General features: G+C 72.7%; 17 protein-coding genes and 1 tRNA gene. 5 read left to right on the top strand and 13 right to left on the bottom strand.

Annotated features, from left to right (window positions below):
• Positions 1 to 22: 22 nt before the first annotated feature.
• From IGA62_RS16580 to IGA62_RS16555, 6 genes are all read right to left on the bottom strand, one after another.
• Entirely contained in the window at positions 23 to 862 is an 840-nt protein-coding gene (locus tag IGA62_RS16580) for an inositol monophosphatase family protein (RefSeq protein ID WP_145820141.1), read from the bottom strand.
• An 80-nt stretch (positions 863 to 942) separates the two neighbouring features.
• Positions 943 to 1,533: an aminoacyl-tRNA hydrolase gene (gene pth, locus IGA62_RS16575; protein WP_145820143.1), complete on the bottom strand. Its 591-nt coding sequence runs from the start codon at positions 1,531 to 1,533 to the stop codon at positions 943 to 945.
• Between the two features lie 111 nt (positions 1,534 to 1,644).
• Positions 1,645 to 2,334: a 50S ribosomal protein L25/general stress protein Ctc gene (locus IGA62_RS16570; RefSeq protein WP_145820145.1), complete on the bottom strand. Its 690-nt coding sequence runs from the start codon at positions 2,332 to 2,334 to the stop codon at positions 1,645 to 1,647.
• 311 nt (positions 2,335 to 2,645) lie between these two features.
• On the bottom strand, positions 2,646 to 3,626 hold the full coding sequence (locus IGA62_RS16565) for a ribose-phosphate diphosphokinase (protein WP_145820147.1): 981 nt from the start codon (positions 3,624 to 3,626) through the stop codon (positions 2,646 to 2,648).
• 39 nt (positions 3,627 to 3,665) lie between these two features.
• Positions 3,666 to 5,192, bottom strand: coding sequence for a bifunctional UDP-N-acetylglucosamine diphosphorylase/glucosamine-1-phosphate N-acetyltransferase GlmU (gene glmU / locus IGA62_RS16560; protein ID WP_145820149.1), 1,527 nt, complete (start codon positions 5,190 to 5,192; stop codon positions 3,666 to 3,668).
• A gap of 73 nt (positions 5,193 to 5,265) precedes the next feature.
• A tRNA-Gln gene (locus tag IGA62_RS16555) sits at positions 5,266 to 5,336 on the bottom strand.
• 490 nt (positions 5,337 to 5,826) lie between these two features.
• Here IGA62_RS16555 and IGA62_RS16550 point away from each other — a divergent pair.
• Entirely contained in the window at positions 5,827 to 6,513 is a 687-nt protein-coding gene (locus IGA62_RS16550; RefSeq protein WP_232624670.1) for a TetR/AcrR family transcriptional regulator, read from the top strand.
• Positions 6,514 to 6,589: 76 nt separating this feature from the next.
• Here IGA62_RS16550 and IGA62_RS16545 read toward each other — a convergent pair whose 3' ends face one another.
• The 6 genes from IGA62_RS16545 to IGA62_RS16520 all read right to left on the bottom strand — a co-directional run bounded on the left by IGA62_RS16545 (position 6,590) and on the right by IGA62_RS16520 (position 12,676).
• Positions 6,590 to 7,060, bottom strand: coding sequence for a DUF4383 domain-containing protein (locus IGA62_RS16545; protein WP_091456794.1), 471 nt, complete (start codon positions 7,058 to 7,060; stop codon positions 6,590 to 6,592).
• A gap of 97 nt (positions 7,061 to 7,157) precedes the next feature.
• Positions 7,158 to 7,613 (bottom strand): DUF4383 domain-containing protein, encoded by a 456-nt coding sequence (locus IGA62_RS16540; RefSeq protein ID WP_091456791.1) that lies wholly within the window; start codon positions 7,611 to 7,613, stop codon positions 7,158 to 7,160.
• Between the two features lie 112 nt (positions 7,614 to 7,725).
• The gene (locus IGA62_RS16535; protein ID WP_145820152.1) at positions 7,726 to 9,534 is read right to left on the bottom strand and encodes an ABC-F family ATP-binding cassette domain-containing protein; all 1,809 of its coding nucleotides are present in this window, start codon (positions 9,532 to 9,534) and stop codon (positions 7,726 to 7,728) included.
• 122 nt (positions 9,535 to 9,656) lie between these two features.
• Positions 9,657 to 10,607, bottom strand: coding sequence for a 4-(cytidine 5'-diphospho)-2-C-methyl-D-erythritol kinase (locus tag IGA62_RS16530; protein ID WP_145820154.1), 951 nt, complete (start codon positions 10,605 to 10,607; stop codon positions 9,657 to 9,659).
• A 146-nt stretch (positions 10,608 to 10,753) separates the two neighbouring features.
• Entirely contained in the window at positions 10,754 to 11,626 is an 873-nt protein-coding gene (rsmA, locus tag IGA62_RS16525; protein ID WP_091456781.1) for a 16S rRNA (adenine(1518)-N(6)/adenine(1519)-N(6))-dimethyltransferase RsmA, read from the bottom strand.
• Between the two features lie 162 nt (positions 11,627 to 11,788).
• Positions 11,789 to 12,676 (bottom strand): TatD family hydrolase, encoded by an 888-nt coding sequence (locus tag IGA62_RS16520; RefSeq protein ID WP_145820155.1) that lies wholly within the window; start codon positions 12,674 to 12,676, stop codon positions 11,789 to 11,791.
• A 95-nt stretch (positions 12,677 to 12,771) separates the two neighbouring features.
• Here IGA62_RS16520 and IGA62_RS16515 point away from each other — a divergent pair, with 95 nt between their 5' ends.
• Positions 12,772 to 14,013 (top strand): hypothetical protein, encoded by a 1,242-nt coding sequence (locus IGA62_RS16515; protein WP_145820157.1) that lies wholly within the window; start codon positions 12,772 to 12,774, stop codon positions 14,011 to 14,013.
• Between the two features lie 99 nt (positions 14,014 to 14,112).
• Complete coding sequence (locus tag IGA62_RS16510; protein WP_145820160.1) at positions 14,113 to 14,964, top strand: alpha/beta fold hydrolase; 852 nt, start codon at positions 14,113 to 14,115, stop codon at positions 14,962 to 14,964.
• A gap of 106 nt (positions 14,965 to 15,070) precedes the next feature.
• Here the strand turns inward: IGA62_RS16510 and metG are convergent, their stop codons facing one another.
• Positions 15,071 to 16,900 carry a methionine--tRNA ligase gene (gene metG, locus IGA62_RS16505; protein ID WP_145820161.1) on the bottom strand — a complete coding sequence of 610 codons (1,830 nt, stop codon included), beginning with the start codon at positions 16,898 to 16,900 and terminating at the stop codon, positions 15,071 to 15,073.
• 555 nt (positions 16,901 to 17,455) lie between these two features.
• On the opposite strand from metG, the gene IGA62_RS16500 reads away from it, so the two are divergent.
• Both IGA62_RS16500 and IGA62_RS16495 read left to right on the top strand, forming a co-directional pair.
• Positions 17,456 to 18,202, top strand: coding sequence for a hypothetical protein (locus tag IGA62_RS16500; RefSeq protein WP_145820163.1), 747 nt, complete (start codon positions 17,456 to 17,458; stop codon positions 18,200 to 18,202).
• Positions 18,203 to 18,366: 164 nt separating this feature from the next.
• Positions 18,367 to 20,079, top strand: coding sequence for a dolichyl-phosphate-mannose--protein mannosyltransferase (locus IGA62_RS16495; protein WP_377465532.1), 1,713 nt, complete (start codon positions 18,367 to 18,369; stop codon positions 20,077 to 20,079).
• Positions 20,080 to 20,108 lie beyond the last annotated feature (29 nt).

Raw genomic sequence — 20,108 nt, 5'->3', positions numbered from 1 at the left:
TCGGACACCTCAGGAAGTCGGGTCAGGCTACCCCGGAATGCCTCTGCAGCGCTGCAAGCAACCGGCTGGCGAGATCCTTGCGACAGACCAGCAGGTCGGGCAGGCGCGGATCCGCCTCGTTGTATTTCAGCGCAGATCCGTCAATCCGGGAAGCGTGGAGTCCGGTGGCCGTCGCCACAGCCACCGGGGCCGCCGAGTCCCACTCGTACTGCCCCCCGGCGTGGATGTACGCGTCCACCTCACCGGTCACCACCGCCGCGATCTTCGCCCCCGCCGACCCCATCGGCACCAACTCCGCACCGATGTCCTCGGCCAGGTCGGTCAGGAAGACCGGCGGGCGGCTGCGGCTGGCTGCCAGCCGCAGCGTCCGTCCACCCCGCGCGGTCGCCGCCTCCACCGTCATCGGCGGGTACGCGGGCGGATGGTCGGTACCGAGCACCCGGTGCTGCGCCGGCAGCGCCACCGCCCCGGCGACCAGCCCGTGCGAGGCGGACCCGTTCCGCGCCCAGAGCGCCACGTGCACCGCCCAGTCCGAGCGGCCCTCCTCGGAGAACTCCCGGGTCCCGTCCAACGGGTCGATGATCCACACCCGGTCGGCGGTGAGCCGGGAGACCGCGTCCGTGTTCACCTCGGCCGCCCAGGCCAGCCGGGAACCCTCGTCCTCCTCGGAGAGCACCGCGTCCGCCGGGCGCCAGCGCGCCAGTTCGGTACGGATCAGGTCGTGCGAGATCTTGTCCCCGGCCGCCTTCAACGCGCCCTGGTCGGTGAAGCCCATCTCGGCCCGGAGGTCCAGCAGGGCCTGCCCGGCCCGTGCCGCCAACCAGCGGGCGAACGCACCGTCGATCATCGGAGGACTGCCCATGCCACACTCCCGCCGTTCGGGCCACGCCAAAGCCGCAGACTACCGGCCGCTGGCACCCCCGCCGGCACGCCCCGCCCGGCTCAGCTGCCGTGATAGGCGTTCTGCGTCCACTCGACGCCCCGGTTGACCACCGACTCGACCGCGTCCGCCGCCCGGTCGACCAGGAACTCCAGCTCCTTGCGCTCGACGCTGGAGAAGTCGGACAGGACGTAGTCGGCCGGGTCCTGCCGCCCCGGCGGGCGGCCGATACCGAAGCGCACCCGGACGTAGTCCTTGGTGCCCAGCGACTTCGTCATGGAACGCAGGCCGTTGTGGCCGCCCTCACCGCCACCGCACTTCACCCTCAGCTGCCCGTACCCGATGTCCAGCTCGTCGTGCACGGCGATCACCTGCGCCGGAGGGATCTTGTAGAACTGGGCCAGCGCGGCCACCGGGCCTCCGGAGAGGTTCATGTACGTCAGCGGCTTGGCCAGTACGAGCTTCGGCCCGCCGAACCCGAGCCGCCCCTCGGCGGCGTCGGCCATCGCCCGGCGGTGCCGCCCGAACCTGCCACTCACCCGGCTGGCGAGCAGATCAGCCACCATGAAGCCGACGTTGTGCCGGTGACCGGCGTACTCCCGGCCCGGGTTGCCCAGGCCGACCACCAGCCACGGCCGGTCCTCGTCCGTCACGTTCCGCCCTCCCGTCCCGACAACCACGGCGACATTCCGCCGGTTCCGCTGGCCGTGATACGACGACAGGCGCCCCCGAAGCGATCGGGGACGCCTGCCGCACGGCTTCGATCAGGCCTCGGTACGCCCCTCGGCCGGGGTCTCCTCGCCCTCGGCGGCCGGGGTCTCGGCACCCTCGGCGGCCTCACCCTCGACGGCCTCGGCCTCCTCGGCCGCCACCTCGGTCTCGGGCAGGGTCGCCTCGAGCTGCTCGGCGGTCGGCGCGGCGGTCACCGCGGCGACCGACAGCTCCGGGTCGGCGACCAGCTCGACACCGGCCGGCAGCTCGACGTCGGCGGCGGTGACCTGGGTGCCGGCCTCAAGGCCCTCGATGGAGGCCTCCAGGTGGTCCGGGACGTTGGTGGCCTCGGCGGTCACCGTGAGGGTGTCGTGGTCGTGCACGATCAGGGTGTCCTTCGCGGCGTCACCGGTCAGCTGCACCGGCACCTCGACGGTGACCTTCTCGCCCCGACGGACCAGCAGCAGGTCGATGTGCTCGAAGGTGTCCTTGATCGGGTCACGCTGGATCGCCTTCGGCAGCGCGAGCACCTGGGTGCCGTCGCTGACCTCGATGGCGAAGAGCTGGTTGGCCCCACCCTTACGGATCGCCGCGGCGAACTCGCGGGCCGGGAGCGCGATGTGCTTGGGCTTCTCGCCGTGGCCGTACAGCACGGCGGGCACCTTGCCGGCCCGGCGGGTACGACGGGCACCACCCTTGCCGAACTCGGTACGGGGCTCGGCGCTGATCTTTACCTCGGACACGGGGAAACTCCTGAATGCGTTCGCTGCGGCGGCTTTTAGTCGTCTGGCGGTGCTGGGGCGAGGGGCTCGCTGGGGCGCATGCGTCTGAACGACTGCCCGGAGCACCGCGTCGATGACGGTGCCTCCGTGCGGCGCTTTTCAGCAGCCCGCAGGGCACCCTCGCCGTGGCAACCGGACCAGTCTACCCGAGCGCATTCCGGGCTCTTCACCAGTCCCCACACTTCACCGCCCCGCCGGCTCGGGGCCGGCGGGGAACGGTGACGCGACGTGGGCCGCACCGGCGGCGGGGCCCGCACCCCGCCGCCGCGACGTCAGCTCAGCCCACCGAAGAGGGTGGTCACCGACCCGTCGTCGAAGACCTCCCGGATGGCCCGGGCCAGCAGCGGCGCGATCGACAGAACGGTGATCTTGTCGAGCTGCTTCTCCGGCGGCAGCGGCAGCGTGTTGGTCACCACCACCTCGCTGATCGGGCTGTTCTTCAGCCGCTCGGTGGCCGGGTCGGAGAGCAGGGCGTGCGTGGAGGCGACGATGACGTCGGCCGCGCCCGACTCGTGGAGGATATCGGCCGCCTTGGCGATCGTGCCGCCAGTGTCGATCATGTCGTCGACGATCAGGCAGACCCGGCCCTCGACGTCACCGACCACCCGGTTCGCCACCACCTGGTTCGGCTTCATCGGATCCCGGGTCTTGTGGATGAAGGCCAGCGGGCACCCGCCCAGCCGGTCGGTCCACCGCTCCGCGACGCGGACCCGGCCGGAGTCCGGCGCCACCACGGTCATCGGCCGGCCCGCGTACTTGCGCTCGACATACTCGGCGAGGATGTCCATCGCGAAGAGGTGGTCCACCGGACCGTCGAAGAAGCCCTGGATCTGCGCGGTGTGCAGGTCGACGGTGAGGATCCGGTTCGCCCCCGCCGTCTTGAGCAGGTCGGCGATCAGCCGGGCCGAGATCGGCTCCCGGCCCCGGTGCTTCTTGTCCTGCCGCGCGTACGGGTAGAACGGCAGGACCACGGTGATCCGCTTGGCCGAACCGCGCTTCAGCGCGTCGACCATGATCAGGGTCTCCATGACCCAGGTGTTGACCCCGTGCGTCACGGACTGGACGACGAACGCGTCCGACCCACGTACCGAGTCCTTGTACCGTACGAAGATCTCGCCGTTGGCGAACTCGTACGCGTCGGCGGGAGTCGGCGCGACGCCGAGCACCTCACCGATCTCCCTGGCCAACTCCGGAAACCCTCGTCCAGAGAAGAGCATCATGCTCTTGCGGTTTTCGGCGACGATGCTGCCCATGGCCCGTCTGCTCCCGTGGGTAGAGGTGGTGGTCCGGGACTACTCGGTTGCAGTATCTACCTCGCCGCCGGCCGTCCGAACCGGCTCGGCACCGCCGTGGATTGCCTCACCCTCCCGGGCCGCCGGAGCCTGCGCGGACCCGGCCTCCTCGGCGCGCTGCGCCGCCTCGGCGGCGGCCGTGCCCGGACGCCGCATGGCCACCCACCCCTCGATGTTGCGCTGCCGCGCCCGGGCCACCCCGAGCGCGCCCGGCGGCACGTCCTTGTCGATCACCGAGCCGGCGGCGGTGTACGCCCCGTCGCCCACCTCGACCGGAGCCACGAACATGTTGTCCGCCCCGGTCCGGGCGTGGCTGCCGATCACCGTGCGGTGCTTGTTCACCCCGTCGTAGTTCACGAAGACCGTCGCCGCGCCGATGTTGCTCTGCTCGCCGATGGTGGCGTCCCCGACGTAGGTGAGGTGGGGGACCTTGGAGCCGGCTCCGATCTCGGAGTTCTTCACCTCGACGAAGGTGCCCACCTTGGCCTTCTCCGCCAGCTTCGCCGCCGGGCGCAGGTACGCGTACGGACCGACGCTGGCCCGGGGGCCGACCTCGGCGCCCACCGCGTGGCTGCGCACCACCGTCGCCCCTGCGCCGACCACGGTGTCCTCCAGGGTCACGTCCGGCCCGACCAGCGCACCGGCTGCGACCACACTGGCACCCTTCAGCTGGGTGTTCTGGTCGATCACCGCGTCCCGCTCCAGGGTGACCGTCACGTCGATCCAGGTGGTCTCCGGGTCGAGCAGGCTGACACCGGTCCGCATCCAGCTCTCGTTGACCCGGTCCCGCAGCAGCCGGCGCAGCCCGGCCAGCTCGACCCGGTCGTTGCAGCCCAGGGTCTCGACGTGGTCGGCGGCGACGTGCACCGCCACCGGCTCACCGGCCGAGGCGAAGAGCCCGAAGACGTCGGTGAGGTACTCCTCGCCCTGGTCGTTGTCGGTGGAGAGCTTGCCGAGCGCGTCCCGCAGCCGCACCACGTCGAAGGCGTAGATGCCCGCGTTGATCTCGCGGATGGCCCGCTCCCCGGCGGTGGCGTCCCGTTCCTCGACGATCCGTTCGAGGCGACCGGCGGAGTCGCGGACGATCCGTCCGAGGCCGGTCGGGTCGGGCACCTCGGCGGCCAGCACGGTCGCCGCGGCACCCGCGTCCTCGTGTGCCCCGACCAGGGCCGCCACCGTCTCCGGCCGGAGCAACGGCACGTCACCGTTGATCACGACCACCGTGCCGGTGGCGTCGGGCACCGCCTCCAGGGCGATGCGGACGGCGTGCCCGGTGCCCAGCTGCTGGGCCTGGAGGACCGGGGTCGCCTCCGGGGCTACCTCGGCCAGGTGCGCCCGGACCTGGTCCGCACCGTGTCCGACCACGACGACCGTGCGCTCCGCGCGCAGCGGCGCGGCGGCGGTCAGGACGTGGCCGACGAGGGTGCGGCCCAGCAGCGGGTGCAGCACCTTGGGCAATGCCGACTTCATCCGCTTGCCCTCACCAGCGGCGAGCACGACAACGATGCGGGGGTGCGGCTGGGACACGACGAATGCTCCCGTCGGCAGTCGGACAGTCTGCGGCCATGCTAACCACGCATCAACCACTCATGTGTACAAGCTCCCGGGAGAGGACTCGAACCCCTACAATCAGGACCAAAACCTGACGTCCTGCCATTAGACGACCCGGGAAGGTCTGAAGCGGACAAAAGCCCGCGGCCGCAACGCTCCCTACACCTTAGCGCCCCGGCTCCGGATGCTCATCGCTCATTCCCGCCGATCTTCCGGGCACGGGTCCCGGGCGGCCGCTGGCACGCCACCGCCCGAGCGCTTCCGACCGGGTCCTCCGCACCACGGACCAGGAACGGGCCGGCCCTGGCCGCCGTCGTCCCGGTGGGCTGCGCTACCGGAGCGGACCGCCGCCAAACTGCGCAAACCCGACCGGGGAGCGGTAAACCGATCGATGCCGTCCCACGGCACCTGGCAGTATTGCCGGGTGACCGAGCGCAGCGGGGGCGGACGCGGGCGGCCCGGGAGCCGCGCCGATGGGGCGCCCTCCGGGTACGGTCGGTCCTTCCAGGACCGCGATCCGGACCGGCGCCAGCGGGGCGAGCAGGTGAACGCGCCCAGCGGGGGCACCGTTCCACGACAGGGCGTCACCGAGCGTCCGCGAGGTGATGACATGGCGAGCGTCCCCGACGGCGACAGCGGTCCGGCCCGACGGCGGGCCGTGCCGCCATCGACGAAACCGGTGCCCCGGGTACGGATGCCCGCGGCCCAGCGTCGTGAGCAGCTCATCTCGATCGCACGGCAGATCTTCGCCGAGCGTGGTTTCGACGCGACCTCGATAGAGGAGGTGGCGGCGAGAGCGAAGGTCTCCAAGCCGGTGGTCTACGAGCACTTCGGCGGCAAGGAGGGCCTCTACGCGGTGGTGGTGGACCGGGAGGTCCGCGCCCTGCTGGACCGGATCACCACGGCGCTGACCGCCGGCCACCCACGCGAACTGCTGGAGCAGGCGGCCATGGCGCTGCTCAGCTACATCGAGGAGGACGCCAGCGGCTTCCGGGTACTGGTCCGGGAATCGCCGCTGCTCTCCGCCACGGGCAACATCAGCAGCGTGCTCAACGACGTCGCGCACCAGGTGGAGCACATCCTCGGTGCCGAGTTCAAGAGCCGGGGATACGACCCGAAGCTGGCGGAGCTGTACTCGCAGGCGCTGGTGGGCATGGTGGCGCTGACCGGCCGCTGGTGGCTGGAGGTGCGCAGGCCACGCAAGGAGACGGTCGCCGCGCACCTGGTCAACCTGGCCTGGAACGGCCTGTCCCACCTGGAGGCGAAGCCGGGGATGATCACCGTGCGCGGGCGGTGAGGCGGGCCGTCGACGGCCCCGTGGTGGGAACGGTGCGCCCGCGTCGCCGCCGCCCCGAGCTGGACCGGCCGCCCGCTCAGCGGGGACCGGTGATGACGTGGTTCCGCTCGCGTCGCTCGCTCTCGGCGTACTCGGGCGGGCCGACCTTGTCGTAGAGGCCGGTGGCGAGGAGCAGCAGCCCGAAGACCATCGAGACGATGACCGTGGACATCGAGAAGTTCAGGATGTTCGCGTCGGTCTGGAGCACGCTCATCATCAACACACCGGTGACCATGAAGACCACCCCGGCCGTGAGGTTCATGTAGTGCCCGAGGTTGCTCCGACGGGACGCGCCGATCAGCAGCACGATGCCGAAGAGCACCGAGGCCAGCGAGAAGGCCGGGTTGGTGCGTAGCCCGAGGGCCCAGTGGCTGCCCCGGTCGAAGAGGGGCTCGCCCCACGTCTGCACGACGCCCCAGACACCGAAGACCAGGATGTAGAAGCCGACGAGGCCGGCGAAGACCCGGTAGAGCGGGCGGGCCGGATGGTTGACCGGGAAGTGCGGCATGACACCCTCCTCCGAATCCGGGAGCAATCTCTGCGGATTGTCACCCGGAACGGGGGAGGGTGTCCGACGAACCGCCGAGGCCGGTGCCGGAATCGCCTCAGAGCAGCAGCCGGGCCTCCTGCCAGGCCTTCTGGTCCTCCTCGGTGCCGACCTTGCCGTACATGCCGACCATCAGCAGAACCAGGCCGAGGACCATGGTCACGATCACGGTGGCGATGGTGAAGTTGAAGATGTTGACGTCGGTCTGGAGGAAGGCCAGCTCGAAGAGGCTGAGCGCCAACAGCCCGTACGCCGTCCACTGGTTGATCGCGACGTCGCGGTTGCGGCCGAGGGCGGTGCCGGCCAGCACGGCGGCGCCGATCACGATGGTGAGGAGGGAGAATCCGAGATTCGTCCCCTGGCCGAGGACCTTGGTGTCATCCTGGGCGAAGAGCTCGTCGCCCATCGTGGTGACGACACCGAGGACACCGAAGACCACCAGGTACAGACCGGTCAGCCCACCGATCGCCCGGTAGATCGGCCGCGCGGGGTGGTTGACGGGGGTGTGGGCCATGTCTGAGTCTCCAACGCCGGTCGGTTGAGGGGTTCGTGAGTGATTCTCCCGCATACCGTGTGGTGACGCCGCAACGGACCCCGCCTTTGTGACCGTGGGCGGCCGGACGTGGTCAGCTCTCCGGGATCTCCTCGGCGAGGCCCAGCCACGACTCCTCGGTCCGCTCCCGCTCCGCGCGTACCTCCTTGAGCTGCGCGTCGAGGTCGGCGACCCGGGCGTAGTCGGTGGCGTTCGCGGCGAGCTGGTCGAGCAGGGCGGCCTCCTTCTGCTCCAGCTTGCCGATCTGCCGTTCCAGCCGGGCGAGTTCCTTGCGGGCCTGCCGGGCCTCGGCGGCGGACATACCGGCGGTGGCGGTGGCGGAGGCGGTGGACGCCGTGGCGCTGGTGAGGGCCGGAGCCGGCGCGGCCCGCCCGGCGGCTCGGGCGAGGTACTCGTCGACGCCGCCGGGCAGGTGCACCAGACGGCCGTCGCCGAACATCCCGTAGACCACGTCGGTGACCCGTTCGACGAGGTACCGGTCGTGGCTGGCCACGACGATCGTGCCGGGCCAGGAGTCGAGCAGGTCCTCCAGGGCGGCCAGGGTGTCGGTGTCCAGGTCGTTGGTGGGCTCGTCGAAGAGGAGCACGTTCGGCTCGGCGGCGAGCAGGCGGAGCATCTGGAGCCGGCGCCGCTCCCCGCCGGAGAGGTCGCCGACCGGCGTCCAGAGCCGCCGGTCGTCGAAGCCGAAGGTCTCGGCGAGCTGGGCGGCGGAGAGCTCCCGGTCGCCGAGTTGCACCCGGCGGGCGACCTCCTCCACGGCCTCCAGCACCCGCAGGTGACCGGGGAGTTCGGCCAGCTCCTGGGAGAGGAAGGCCGGCCGGACCGTGGACCCGGTGACCAGGCGACCGCCGTCGGGGCGGGTCACCCCGGCGAGCATCCGCAACAGGGTGGTCTTGCCGGCCCCGTTCGCGCCGAGGATGGCGATCCGGTCGCCGGGACCGACCTGCCAGGTGACGTCGTGCAGGATCTCCTTGGGGCCGGCGTGCAGGGTGACGTGCTCCAGGTCGTACACCTGCTTGCCGAGCCGGGCGGTGGCCAACCGTTGCAGCGACATGGTGTCGCGCGGCGGTGGCACGTCGGCGATCAGCGCGTTGGCGGCGTCGATCCGGAACCGGGGCTTGGAGGTCCGGGCCGGCGGGCCGCGCCGCAGCCAGGCGATCTCCTTGCGGAGCAGGTTCTGCCGGCGGGCCTCGGTGGCGGCGGCGACCCGTTCCCGCTCGACGCGGGCGAGCGTCCAGGCGGCGAAGCCGCCCTCGTAGGCGCGGACGGTCTGGTCGGCGACCTCCCAGGTGGCGGTGCAGACCGCGTCGAGGAACCAGCGGTCGTGGGTGACCACGACCAGCGCGCCCTTCCGGCCGAGGAGGTGCTTGGCGAGCCAGTCGACGCCGCCGACGTCGAGGTGGTTGGTGGGCTCGTCGAGGATGAGCAGGTCGGACTCCCGGACCAGCAGCGCGGCCAGCGCCACCCGGCGTCGTTCGCCACCGGACATCGGACCGACCGGCTGGTCGAGGCCGAGGTGGGGCATGCCGAGGCCGTCGAGGATGGCCCGGACCCCGGCGTCGCCGGCCCACTCGTGCTCGGCGCCCATGCTCTCGCCGAGCCAGGCGGTGCCGAGGACCACGTCCCGCACTGTGGCGGCCGGGGCGAGCGTCAGGGTCTGCGGCAGCCAGGCGACCCGCAGGTCGCGCCGGTGGGTGACCCGGCCGTCGTCCGGCTCCTCCTGCCGGGTGAGCATCCGCAGCAGGGTGGACTTGCCGGCCCCGTTGAGCCCGACCACGCCGATCCGGTCGGCGTCGTCGAGACCGAGCGAGACGTCGGTGAGCAGTGGCCCGGCGGCGCCGTACCCCTTGGACACCCGGTCCAGGTTGACGATGTTGGCCACTCCCCCACCTTTCATGATCAAGGCGCCCCGGTGCCGGACGGGCACCACGGGACGCCGGCCCCAAGCGTAGCCGCCCCGACCACCCCGCCCACCGGCCCCGTGCCACGCCGGGGCGGTGGAGGTCAGCAGATGCGGGCGCCGGCGACCGGGCCGTGGGCGGGACGGGCCTGGCGGCACACCCCGGCGGCGGTCAGTTCCCCAGCCACCCGTTCCGCGTCGTCGGCGTCCTTGGTCAGGAAGACGCAGGTGGGGCCGGAACCGGACACGATGCCGGCGAGCGCGCCGGCCGACTCCCCGGCCCGGAGCGTGGCGGCCAGCGTCGGCCGCATGGACAGGGCGGCGGCCTGGAGGTCGTTGCCGAGTACGGCGGCGAGCACGGCCGGGTCCCGCTGACGCAGGGCGGCGAGGAGCGCGTCGGTGCTGCCGATCGGCGCGGGCGCGTCGCCCGTGTCGCGGAGCCGGTCGAGCTCCCGGTACGCCTCGGGGGTGGAGAGCCCGCCGTCGGCGATCGCCACCACCCAGTGCCAGGAGGTGGGGCGGACCAGCACGGGGCTGACCGCCTCGCCCCGGCCGGTGCCCAGCGCCGTCCCACCGTGGATGAGGAACGGCACGTCGGAGCCGAGGTCGGCGGCGATCGTGGCGAGCTCGTCGCGGGACAGGCCGGTGCCCCAGAGCGCGTCGCAGGCGACCAGGGTGGCCGCGGCGTCGGCGCTCCCACCGGCCAGCCCGCCCGCGAGCGGGATCTGCTTGCGCAGGTGCAGTCGGGCGTGCGCGGGGCGGCCGGTGTGCGCGGCCAGCGCCCGGGCGGCCCGGACCACCAGGTTGGAGTCGTCCAGGGCCAGCTCACCGGCGCCCTCGCCCTCCATGGTGAGGGTGAGGGTGTCCCCGCGACGGGCGGTCAACTCGTCGTGGATCGAGATGGCGTGGTAGACGGTGTTCAGCTCGTGGTAGCCGTCGGCGCGGAGCGGCCCGACCCCGAGATGCAGGTTGATCTTGGCGGGTACCCGGACCCGGACCGGACCACTGGCCCCCTGCTGCTGGTCGTCCTCGTCCGGTCGCCACGCCCCGGTCACGGGGTGACGTCCCGGACGCGCAGGCGGATGTCGAACGGCTCTTCCACGGTCAGCTCCTCGGCGAAGTCGGCGGCCGGCTCGTGGCGGCCCTCGACCAGGTCGTCGGTCCCCGGGTCCGCCCGGCGGGGGCGGACCCGCGCGTCAGCCTACTGTGCGGGCGGCGTACCGGCGGGAGCCGACGCGGCGATCGCGGCGAACTGCTCGACGGTGAGCTGCTCGCCCCGGGCGCCGGGGTCCACCCCGGCCGCGGTGAGCGCCGCCGCGGCCCGGTCCGCGCTCCCCGCCCAGCCGGCCAACGCGGCGCGCAGGGTCTTGCGGCGCTGCGCGAACGCCGCGTCCACCACGGCGAAGACCCGCGTCCGGGGCACGTCCGGCCGGGGCGGGTCGTGCCGGGTGAAGGCGACCAGGCCGGAGTCGACGTTCGGGACCGGCCAGAACACGTTCGGCGGGACGCGGCCTGCCGACCGGGCGGACGCGTACCAGGCGAGCTTGACCGAGGGAATGCCGTACACCCGGGAGCCGGGGCCGGCGACCAGCCGGTCGGCGACCTCCTTCTGCACCATCACCAGGCCGCTGCGGAGGCTGGGCAGCTCGGCGAGGAGGTGCAGCACCACCGGCACGGCCACGTTGTAGGGCAGGTTGGCCACCAGCGCGGTCGGGGCCGGGTCGGCCAGCTCGGCGGCGGTGACCCGTAGCGCGTCGGCCCGGTGCACGGTGAGCCGGGCGGCGTCCGGCCCGGCGAACCGGGCGGCGGTCTCCGGCAGCGCCCCGGCCAGCGTCGGGTCGATCTCCACGGCGTGCACGTGCGCGGCGGCCGGCAGCAGACCGAGGGTGAGCGACCCGAGGCCGGGGCCGACCTCCAGGGCCACGTCGTCCGGGGTGAGCCCGGCGGCGGTGACGATCCGGCGCACCGTGTTCGGGTCGTGCACGAAGTTCTGGCCGAGCTTCTTGGTCGGTGCCACGCCCAGCCGGGCGGCCAGATCCCGGATCTCCGCCGGGCCGAGCAGGTCTACGGCCATGGCCCCACACCCTACGTCGCCGCCCGCCGCCCCTCGGCCGGGGTGGTGGGCAGGGGTGGGGCAGAGGTGGTAGCAGGGGTCCCCTGCTACCGCTTTTTGTCGAGCAAGGGTCCCCTGCGGACACCCGGCACCCCCGCACCGCCACGCGGACTCACCACGAACTCACCGCCACGGGCCGAAGACCCGTTCCCCGTTCGCCGACAGGTGCGCGCACAGGTCCGCCAGGTCGGTGCCGGTGGTGGTGGCCAGCGCGCGGACGGTCAGCGGGATCAGGTAGGAGGCGTTGGGCCGCCCCCGGTGCGGCATCGGGGTGAGGTACGGCGCGTCGGTCTCCACCAGCAGCTGCTCCGGCGGGGTCGACGCGGCGGCCTCCCGCAGTGCCCCGGCGCTGGCGAAGGTGACCGTACCGGCGAAGCTGAGCAGGTAGCCGCGGCGTACGCACTCGGCGGCGAAGTCTGCGTCGCCGGAGAAGCAGTGCAGCACCACGGTGTCCGGCGCGCCCTCGTCGTCGAGGACCCGCAGCACGTCGGCGTGCGCGTCCCGGTCGTGGATCACCAGCGGCTTGCCGTACCGCTTGGCGATGGCGACGTGCGCCCGGAAGCTCTCCTCCTGCGCGGCGCGCCCCTCCTGGCCGGTACGGAAGAAGTCCAGTCCGGTCTCGCCGATGCCGCGTACCCGGTCCCGGGCGGCCAGCGCCTCGATCCGGCGCAGCGCCTCGTCCAGGTCGGCCAGGCGGGGGGCCTCGTTGGGGTGCAGGGCGACGGTGGCGACCACCGCCGGGTACCGGTCGGCGACCTCGGCCCCCCAGACGGAGGAGTCGACGTCCACGCCGACCTGGACCAGCCGGTCGACGCCCACCCCGGCGGCCACCTCGATCGCCGCCGCGACCGGGTCGTCGGCGGGACCACCGGGCGTGCCGGCCTCGCTGACGGTGATGTCGAGGTGGGTGTGACTGTCCGGGACGGGGTGGGGCAACGGCTCCGGGGCGGGCGGGAACTCCCCGGCCCGGCGGGCGGCACGCTGACGGCGGGATTCGGTCGGCTCACTCATCGCCGATGAGCATCACACACCATCCGCGACCACCGTCCCCGACCCGCAATCCACTGTTCATCCCTGCGGTACCCAGGGCCTTTACCGTTCGGCCGGTGACTGCCCCCACCCAGACCGACGACGCCACCCCGGCGCGGGTCGGGCCGCGCGTGACGTACCGGGGCGCGGTGTACCCGGCGGAGGAGATCGCCCGGGGCGCCGCGTACGAGATCTTCAGCGGAGTGGAGCTGCCCGGCTTCGCGTGGGCGCCCCGCCCCGGCGCACCCCTGCCGTGGCGACGCTTCGTCCACGCGACCGAGGTGACCGCGGTCCACGGCGGGCCGGGGCAGGCGGACGAGGAACCGGACGCGCCACTGCTGGTGCCACTGCACCGGGACCGGACCTGGACGCAGGTCCAGCAGCTCACCCAGCAGCCGTCCGCCGCCGGGGACCCGGTGCTCGCCACGCTGCGCGCCTCGGCCGTCGTCCGGCGGGGCACCCGGATGGTGAAGGTGCTCTCCGCCCGCCAGCTCGCCGGCCATGTACGGGGACTGCTGCCGCACGGCTTCTGCCACCGGGAGCACGACGTGGCGCATCTGCGTACCCCGTCGGCGCTGGCGGTGCTGCGTACCGACGACGGGCCCGCGCAGGACGTGGTGTACGCGCTGCGCTGGCGGGCCGCTGACCCGGCCGACTACGACCCGCCCGCCGGCGCGGCGCACCGGGGCCTGGTGGAGCTGGCGTCCGGGGAGCGGGTCGGCGCGGCGGTCCTCGGCACCGGGTTCGCGCCGAGCAGCACCCAGGTGGTCCCGGAGTTCGTCACCCGCGACTTCGCGGACCTGCCGCTGCCGGCGAACGCCACCCTCGTCGCCTACCCGGCCGAGGGGGTGGAGGTGGTGCTCTACGCCTACCAGGCCGAGCAACGGGGCTGGCTGCGGATGGTCGGGCCGCGGTGGCGGCACCTGCTCGCGACGGTGCCGGGCCTCTCCCCCGAGCAGGAGTACGTGCCGATCGCCGAGCCGGCCGCCTCGACCCGGCTGGTCGGCAGCTACGCCGGCAGCGAGTACGAGGCGGTGGCCGACCTGCCCGGTGGGTTCCGGGTGCAGGCGTTGAGCCGGACCGCCCGGTACCCGGTGGAGTCGGTCTGCCGACGGCTGCGGTACGCCCACTGGCGCGGCGCGGACTGCGTCGTGCTGCGGGAGGAGACGGGCTGGCTGCGGTTGCGGCTGTGCCGGCCGGGGCCGGAGGCGGTGGCGGCCACCGGCGCGCAGTGCCACGAGCGGGGCGTCTACGAGACCTGGGCCCCGGCCACCGAGGTCACCGACGACCGGGTCGTCGACCTGCCGTACCTCCTCTGAGGGACGGCCGGGTTCGGCGGGAGCCCGGTCCGGTGGGCATAACCCCCGGCGGTACGGGAAGACGCCGACGTCCGACCGTCCCGTCTCGGGGGAGACCGCATGCCCTTCATCACCGTCGGTTCGGAGAACTCCGGGCCCATCGACCTCTACTACGAGGACCACGGCACCGGGCAACCGGTGGTGCTCATCCACGGGTTCCCGTTCAACGGCGCCACCTGGGAGAAGCAGACCATCGCCCTGCTGAACGCCGGCTACCGCGTGATCACGTACGACCGGCGGGGTTTCGGCAACTCCGGCCAGCCGACGTTCGGGTACGACTACGACACGTTCGCCGCCGACCTGAAGATGCTGGTGGACCAGCTCGACCTGCGCGACGCGGTGCTGGTGGGGCACTCGATGGGCACCGGTGAGGTGACCCGCTACCTCGGCGCGTACGGGTCGGACCGGGTGAGCCGGGCGGTGCTGCTGGCCCCGCTCGCACCGTTCCTGCTCAGGACGGCGGACAACCCCGAGGGCGTCGAACAGCAGCTTTTCGACGGCTTCAAGCAGGCGATCGCGGCCGACCGGTTCGCCTTCCTGACCAGCTTCTGCGACAACTTCTTCAACTACCAGCAGAACAAGGGCCGGCTGGTCAGCGAGGAGGCGTACCGGGCGCACTGGCACATCGGCGCGCAGGCGTCGGCGAAGGGCACCCTGGACTGCGTGGACGCCTGGCTGACCGACTTCCGGGGCGATGTGCCCCGGATCGACGTACCGGTGCTGATCGTGCAGGGCGACGCGGACGCCGTCCTGCCGTTCCCGGTCACCGGTCAGCGGCTGGCGTCGATGCTGCCGGAGAGCACCCTGGTCACGTTGCGCGGCGCGCCGCACGGCATCCCGTGGACCAACGCCGACGAGGTCAACCGCGCCTTGATCGAGTTCATCGGCACCCGCGCCATGGCCCACGCCTGACCCGACCGCCGGCCGGCTCGGGGCCGTCGGCGAGCCGCCGCCGGCCCCGGCCCGACGGTGCCCGTGGATCGCCCCCGGGACCCCTGGCCCCGGGGGCGTGTGACGATCAACCGGCGAGGCGGGCCAGTTCCTCGTCGACGATCGACGGGTCGAGCTTCCGGAAGACCGGCTTCGGCGCGGCCAGCGGACGGCCCACCTCCAGCGGTACGGACTCCCAGCGCGTGCCCTGCGTGTAGTCGCCGGTCAGCACCGGGTACGCCGGCCCGCCGTCGAGGTCCTCGACCTCGACGATGGACGGCATCGGCGCGTGCACCCCGGTGCCGCCGAGCAGTTCGTGCACCTTCTGCGCGGAGTGCGGCAGGAACGGGGTGAGCAGCGTGTTGGCGTCGCTGACCACCTGGAGGGCGACGTGCAGGATGGTGCCCATCCGGGGCTTGTCGTCCTCGCCCTTCAGCTTCCACGGGGCCTGGTCGGAGAGGTACCGGTTGGCCTCGGCGACCACCTTCATCGCCTCGCCGATGGCCTGCTTCTGCCGGTGCCGGGCGATCAGGTCGCCCACCGTGTCGAAACCGGCCCGGGCCACCGCGAGCAGCGCCTCGTCGGCCTCGGTGAGCCCGGCCGGATCGACCGGCGGGATCGCCCCGAAGTTCTTGGCCGCCATCGAGATGGACCGGTTGACCAGGTTGCCCCAGCCGGCGACCAGCTCGTCGTTGTTCCGGCGGAGGAACTCAGCCCAGGTGAAGTCGGTGTCGTTGCTCTCCGGGCCGGCGACCGCGATGAAGTAGCGCAGCGCGTCCGCGTCGTACCGTTCGAGGAAGTCCCGCACGTAGATGACCACCCGGCGGGACGAGGAGAACTTCCGTCCCTCCATGGTCAGGAACTCGCTGGAGACCACCTCGGTGGGGAGGTTGAGCCGCCCCAACGCGCCGGGGTCGCCGTCCTTCGCCCCCTGGCCGGAGTAGCCGGAGAGCAGCGCCGGCCAGATCACCGAGTGGAAGACGATGTTGTCCTTGCCCATGAAGTAGTAGGCGAGGGCGTCACCGCCAGCTCCGCTGGCAGCGGCGGCGCTGCCCTCGGCGTCGGTGCTCCACCACTTCCGCCACGCCTCCGGGTCACCGGAGCGCCGGGCCCACTCGATCGAGGCGGAGAGGTAGCCGATGACCGCGTCGAACCAGACGTAGATGCGCTTGTCGGGACGGTCCCGCCAGCCGTCGAGCGGGATCGGCACGCCCCATTCCAGGTCCCGGGTGATGGCCCGGGGCTGGAGGTCGCCGAGCAGGTTCCGGGAGAACCGCAGCACGTTGGGACGCCAGCCCTCCCGGGTGTCCAGCCACTGCCGCAGCACGTCGGCCAGGGCGGGCAGGTCCAGGAAGAAGTGCTCGGTCTCGACGAACTGCGGGGTCTCGCCGTTGATCTTCGATTTGGGGTTGATCAGGTCGACCGGGTCGAGCTGGTTGCCGCAGTTGTCGCACTGGTCGCCCCGGGCGCTGTCGTACCCGCAGATCGGGCAGGTGCCCTCGATGTACCGGTCGGGGAGGGTACGCCCGGTGGACGGGGAGATCGCGCCCATGGTGACCTTCGGGACGATGTACCCGTTGCGGTACATCCCCTCGAAGAGTTCCTGCACCACGGCGTAGTGGTTGCGGGTGGTGGTCCGGGTGAAGAGGTCGTACGACAGCCCGAGGCCGTGCAGGTCCTCGACGATCACGCGGTTGTACCGGTCGGCGAGGTCCCGGGCGGTGACGCCCTCCGCGTCGGCCTGCACCTGGATCGGCGTGCCGTGCTCGTCGGTGCCGGAGACCATGAGCACGTCGTGGCCGGCCATCCGCATGTACCGGGCGAAGACGTCGGAGGGGACGCCGAAACCGGAGACGTGGCCGATGTGGCGCGGGCCGTTGGCGTACGGCCAGGCTACCGCCGCAAGTACGTGACTCATGACCAGCAAGCCTAGTGACCACCGGGAACCGACCGCGAACCAATAGGCCGTGCCGACGGGCCGATCCCCCGGAGGCTGGCCGGACGACCGCCGCACTCCGTGTCCGTTTTGTCATCGACACGCGGCCTGAGCTGCGCGTCGACCCCGGCCACTCGGTGTCCAATGAACGTCGTGACTGGCAGAGGAGCCGCCCGCGAGCACGAGCAGCCATCCCCCGGTCAGGTCGGTCGCGAGCACGAGCAGCCAGCCCCCGGTCAGGTCGACCAGGAAGCCGGCGACCCTACCGGAGATCGACGTCGCCGCGCGCCGCGTGATCGACCGGGTCCGGGCGGAGGGCCTCCGCGGCCCCGGCCACACCCTCCGGAGGAGCCGACCCCGGACCAGCCGGGTCGCCCGCCCGACCCGGTCCGCGTCGGGGACGTTCCGTGCGGCACCACGACCGACGGGCCAGCCGCCACGTCCGCCGAGCGTGGTACGCCGAAGGTCGTCCCGGACGCCACGTCCGCCGAGCCCCGGGCGACGACCGGCGGATCGGCGCTGACGGCGGCGGCCGGGGTGGAGCCCACCACCGGGGCCCCGGTCGACGCGGTGCCGCACCGGGTGCCGGTCCGGCAGCACATCCTCGGGGGTCCGCGCCCGCACGCGCCGGGGGGAGGCGGCTCCGACACCGACGGGAACGACTTCTGGCTGCCGATCGAGGAGGTGCACTGGGACGGCACCCCGATCCGGGCCGGCCAGTCGGCCGACGAAGGGCGGGCGGCGGCGGCCGCCCGGGCACGCACCCGGTGCCGGACCAGACCCCGGGTGGTCCGGCAGCGGGACCCGCTGCCCGGGTTGGCGGGGCTGGTCGGTCTCAGTCTCCTGGCGGCCTTCTTCGCCTGGGTGAGCGCGGAACCGTTCTGGCTGGCCGTGGGGCATGGCGCGACGGGCGCGGTGGTGAGCGACTGCACCGGTGCCGGTCTGGCCCAGCGGTGCCGGGGCACCTTCACCGCCACCGACGGCCACTTCGTCGCACACGGGGTACGGGTCAGCGGGTCCACCGCCGACGACCGGCGGGCCGGGGGGCCGGTGCCGGCCCGGATGACCGGGCCGGAGGGCACCACGGCGTACGCGGACGGTGGTGGCACCCTGCACCTGCGCTGGCTGCTCGGCTTCGGCCTGGTGGCCGCGTGCGCGGCCGGGATCGCCCGGGTCACCGGTACGGCCGGACTGGCCGACCGGCGGGCACGCCGCTGGGCGGCCGCGGTGGCCGCCGGCGGGCCGCTGCTGGTGACGCTGGGCTTCCTGGTCACCGCGTTCTGACCCGTCTACGGTCGCGCCGGGTGGCTCACGCCCGCTCCGGCCGTCGGGACCGGACCGCCAGTTCCCGGCATTTCACCCTCGGTCACCGGCGGGGCTCATCGACACACGTCCCGGTAATGGAGACACGGCCTCCACCGGGCACCCGGGCGGCCTACGATTCCGTGGTGACCCAGGCGTCGACAGCGCAGAGCGCGAGCGAAGGTCAGCCGGAGAGCGGCCCGGTGGAGCGGAGCGACGACTCCGCCATGCGGTCCGCAGCCGTCCCGCCCGGCGACGCCGGGGGTGGCCGGCTGCCCGAGGTCGTCCGCCGCCGTCTGGCCACGGTCGACAACCGGCTGGACGGGCGTTCCTGGCTCGCCACGGCCGTGGTGGTGGCGATCGCCGCGATCCTGCGGCTGGTCGGGCTCGGCGACATCAAGGGAAAGATCTTCGACGAGATCTACTACGCGCGGGACGGCTGGGGCCTCGTCGAACACGGGGTCGAGTGGAACTTCAAGGACAACGCCCCGTCGTACGTGGTCCACCCGCCGCTGGGCAAGTGGCTGATCGGGCTCGGTGAGTGGGCCTTCGGTTACCAGGACACCGAGCACAACATCTCGGTTCCGGGCCACCTGATGACCACCACCCCCGAGTTCGGCTGGCGGATCTCCGCCGCCGTCGTCGGCACGCTCTCCGTCCTGCTGCTCGTCCGGATCGGCCGCCGGATGTTCCGGTCCACCGCGCTCGGCTGCGCCGCCGGCCTGCTGCTCGCCCTGGACGGCTTCCACCTGGTGCTCTCCCGCACCGCCCTGCTCGACATCTTCCTGCTCTTCTTCGTGCTCGCCGCGTTCGGGGCGCTGGTGCTCGACCGGGACGCGCGACGGCGGCGGTGGGCCACCGCGCTCGACGCCGGTCTCGACCCCTCCCGCCCCGGCCGCGCCGGCCGACCGCCGTTCACCGTCCCCTGGTGGCGGCTGGCTACCGGGGTGCTGATGGGGTGCGCCGTCGGGGTCAAGTGGAGCGCCCTCTACTTCGTACCCGTCTTCGCGCTCATGGTGGTCCTGTGGGAGGTCGGGGTCCGACGGTCGGCGGGGGTCCGCCGCCCGTGGCGGGACGCCCTCCTCGACGAGTTGCCCTGGCTGGTGCTCGCCGGGGTGGTGATGGTCCTCGCGTACCTCGCCACCTGGACGGGCTGGTTCCTCTCCGACGACGGTTACTACCGCACCCTGGCGCGCTACCCGAACACCCCCGGGCTGAGCGACACCCCGGTCCTCGGCGCGTTGCAGAACCTCTACACGTACCACCGGGCCGCGTTCGACTTCCACACCGGGCTGAGCACCCCGCACAAGTACCAGTCCTGGCCGTGGCAGTGGCTGCTGCTCGGCCGTCCGGTGGCCTTCCACTGGTCGGGCGAGGGCAACTGCGGCGCGCCGAGTTGCGCCAGCGAGATCCTGCTGCTCGGCACCCCGCTGCTCTGGTGGTCGTTCCTGCCGGCGCTGGCCGCCGTGGTCTGGCTGGGCATCGCCCGGCGGGACTGGCGGGCCGGGGCGATCCTGCTCGGCGCGGCGGGCGGCCTGCTGCCCTGGTTCTGGTTCGCCCTCGACGGACGGGTGATGTTCTCGTTCTACGCCGCGCCGGCCCTACCCTTCCTGGTGCTGGCGGTCGTCTACGTGCTCGGGGCGATCATCTCGCCGGCCGAGGCGCGAGCGCCGGCTCCACCGGGTTCGGCCGCCGCGCAGGAGGCGTACGACCGGCGGCTGTTCGGTGGTGTCGTCGTGGGAGGGTACGTGCTGCTGGTGGCAGTCTGTTTCGCGTACTTCCACCCGATCTTCGTAGGCACACTGCTCCCCTACGCCGACTGGTCGGCCCGGATGTGGCTGGACGGTCGCTGGATCTGATCACCGCTGCCCCGAGGTGGTAGCAGGGG

It is taken from the genome of Micromonospora sagamiensis, assembly GCF_014680085.1.
In the GTDB taxonomy this organism is placed as follows: Bacteria; Actinomycetota; Actinomycetes; order Mycobacteriales; family Micromonosporaceae; genus Micromonospora; species Micromonospora inyonensis.
The sequence above is the reverse complement of the archived record's forward strand: the minus strand, read 5'-3'. Positions and strand labels throughout refer to the sequence as shown.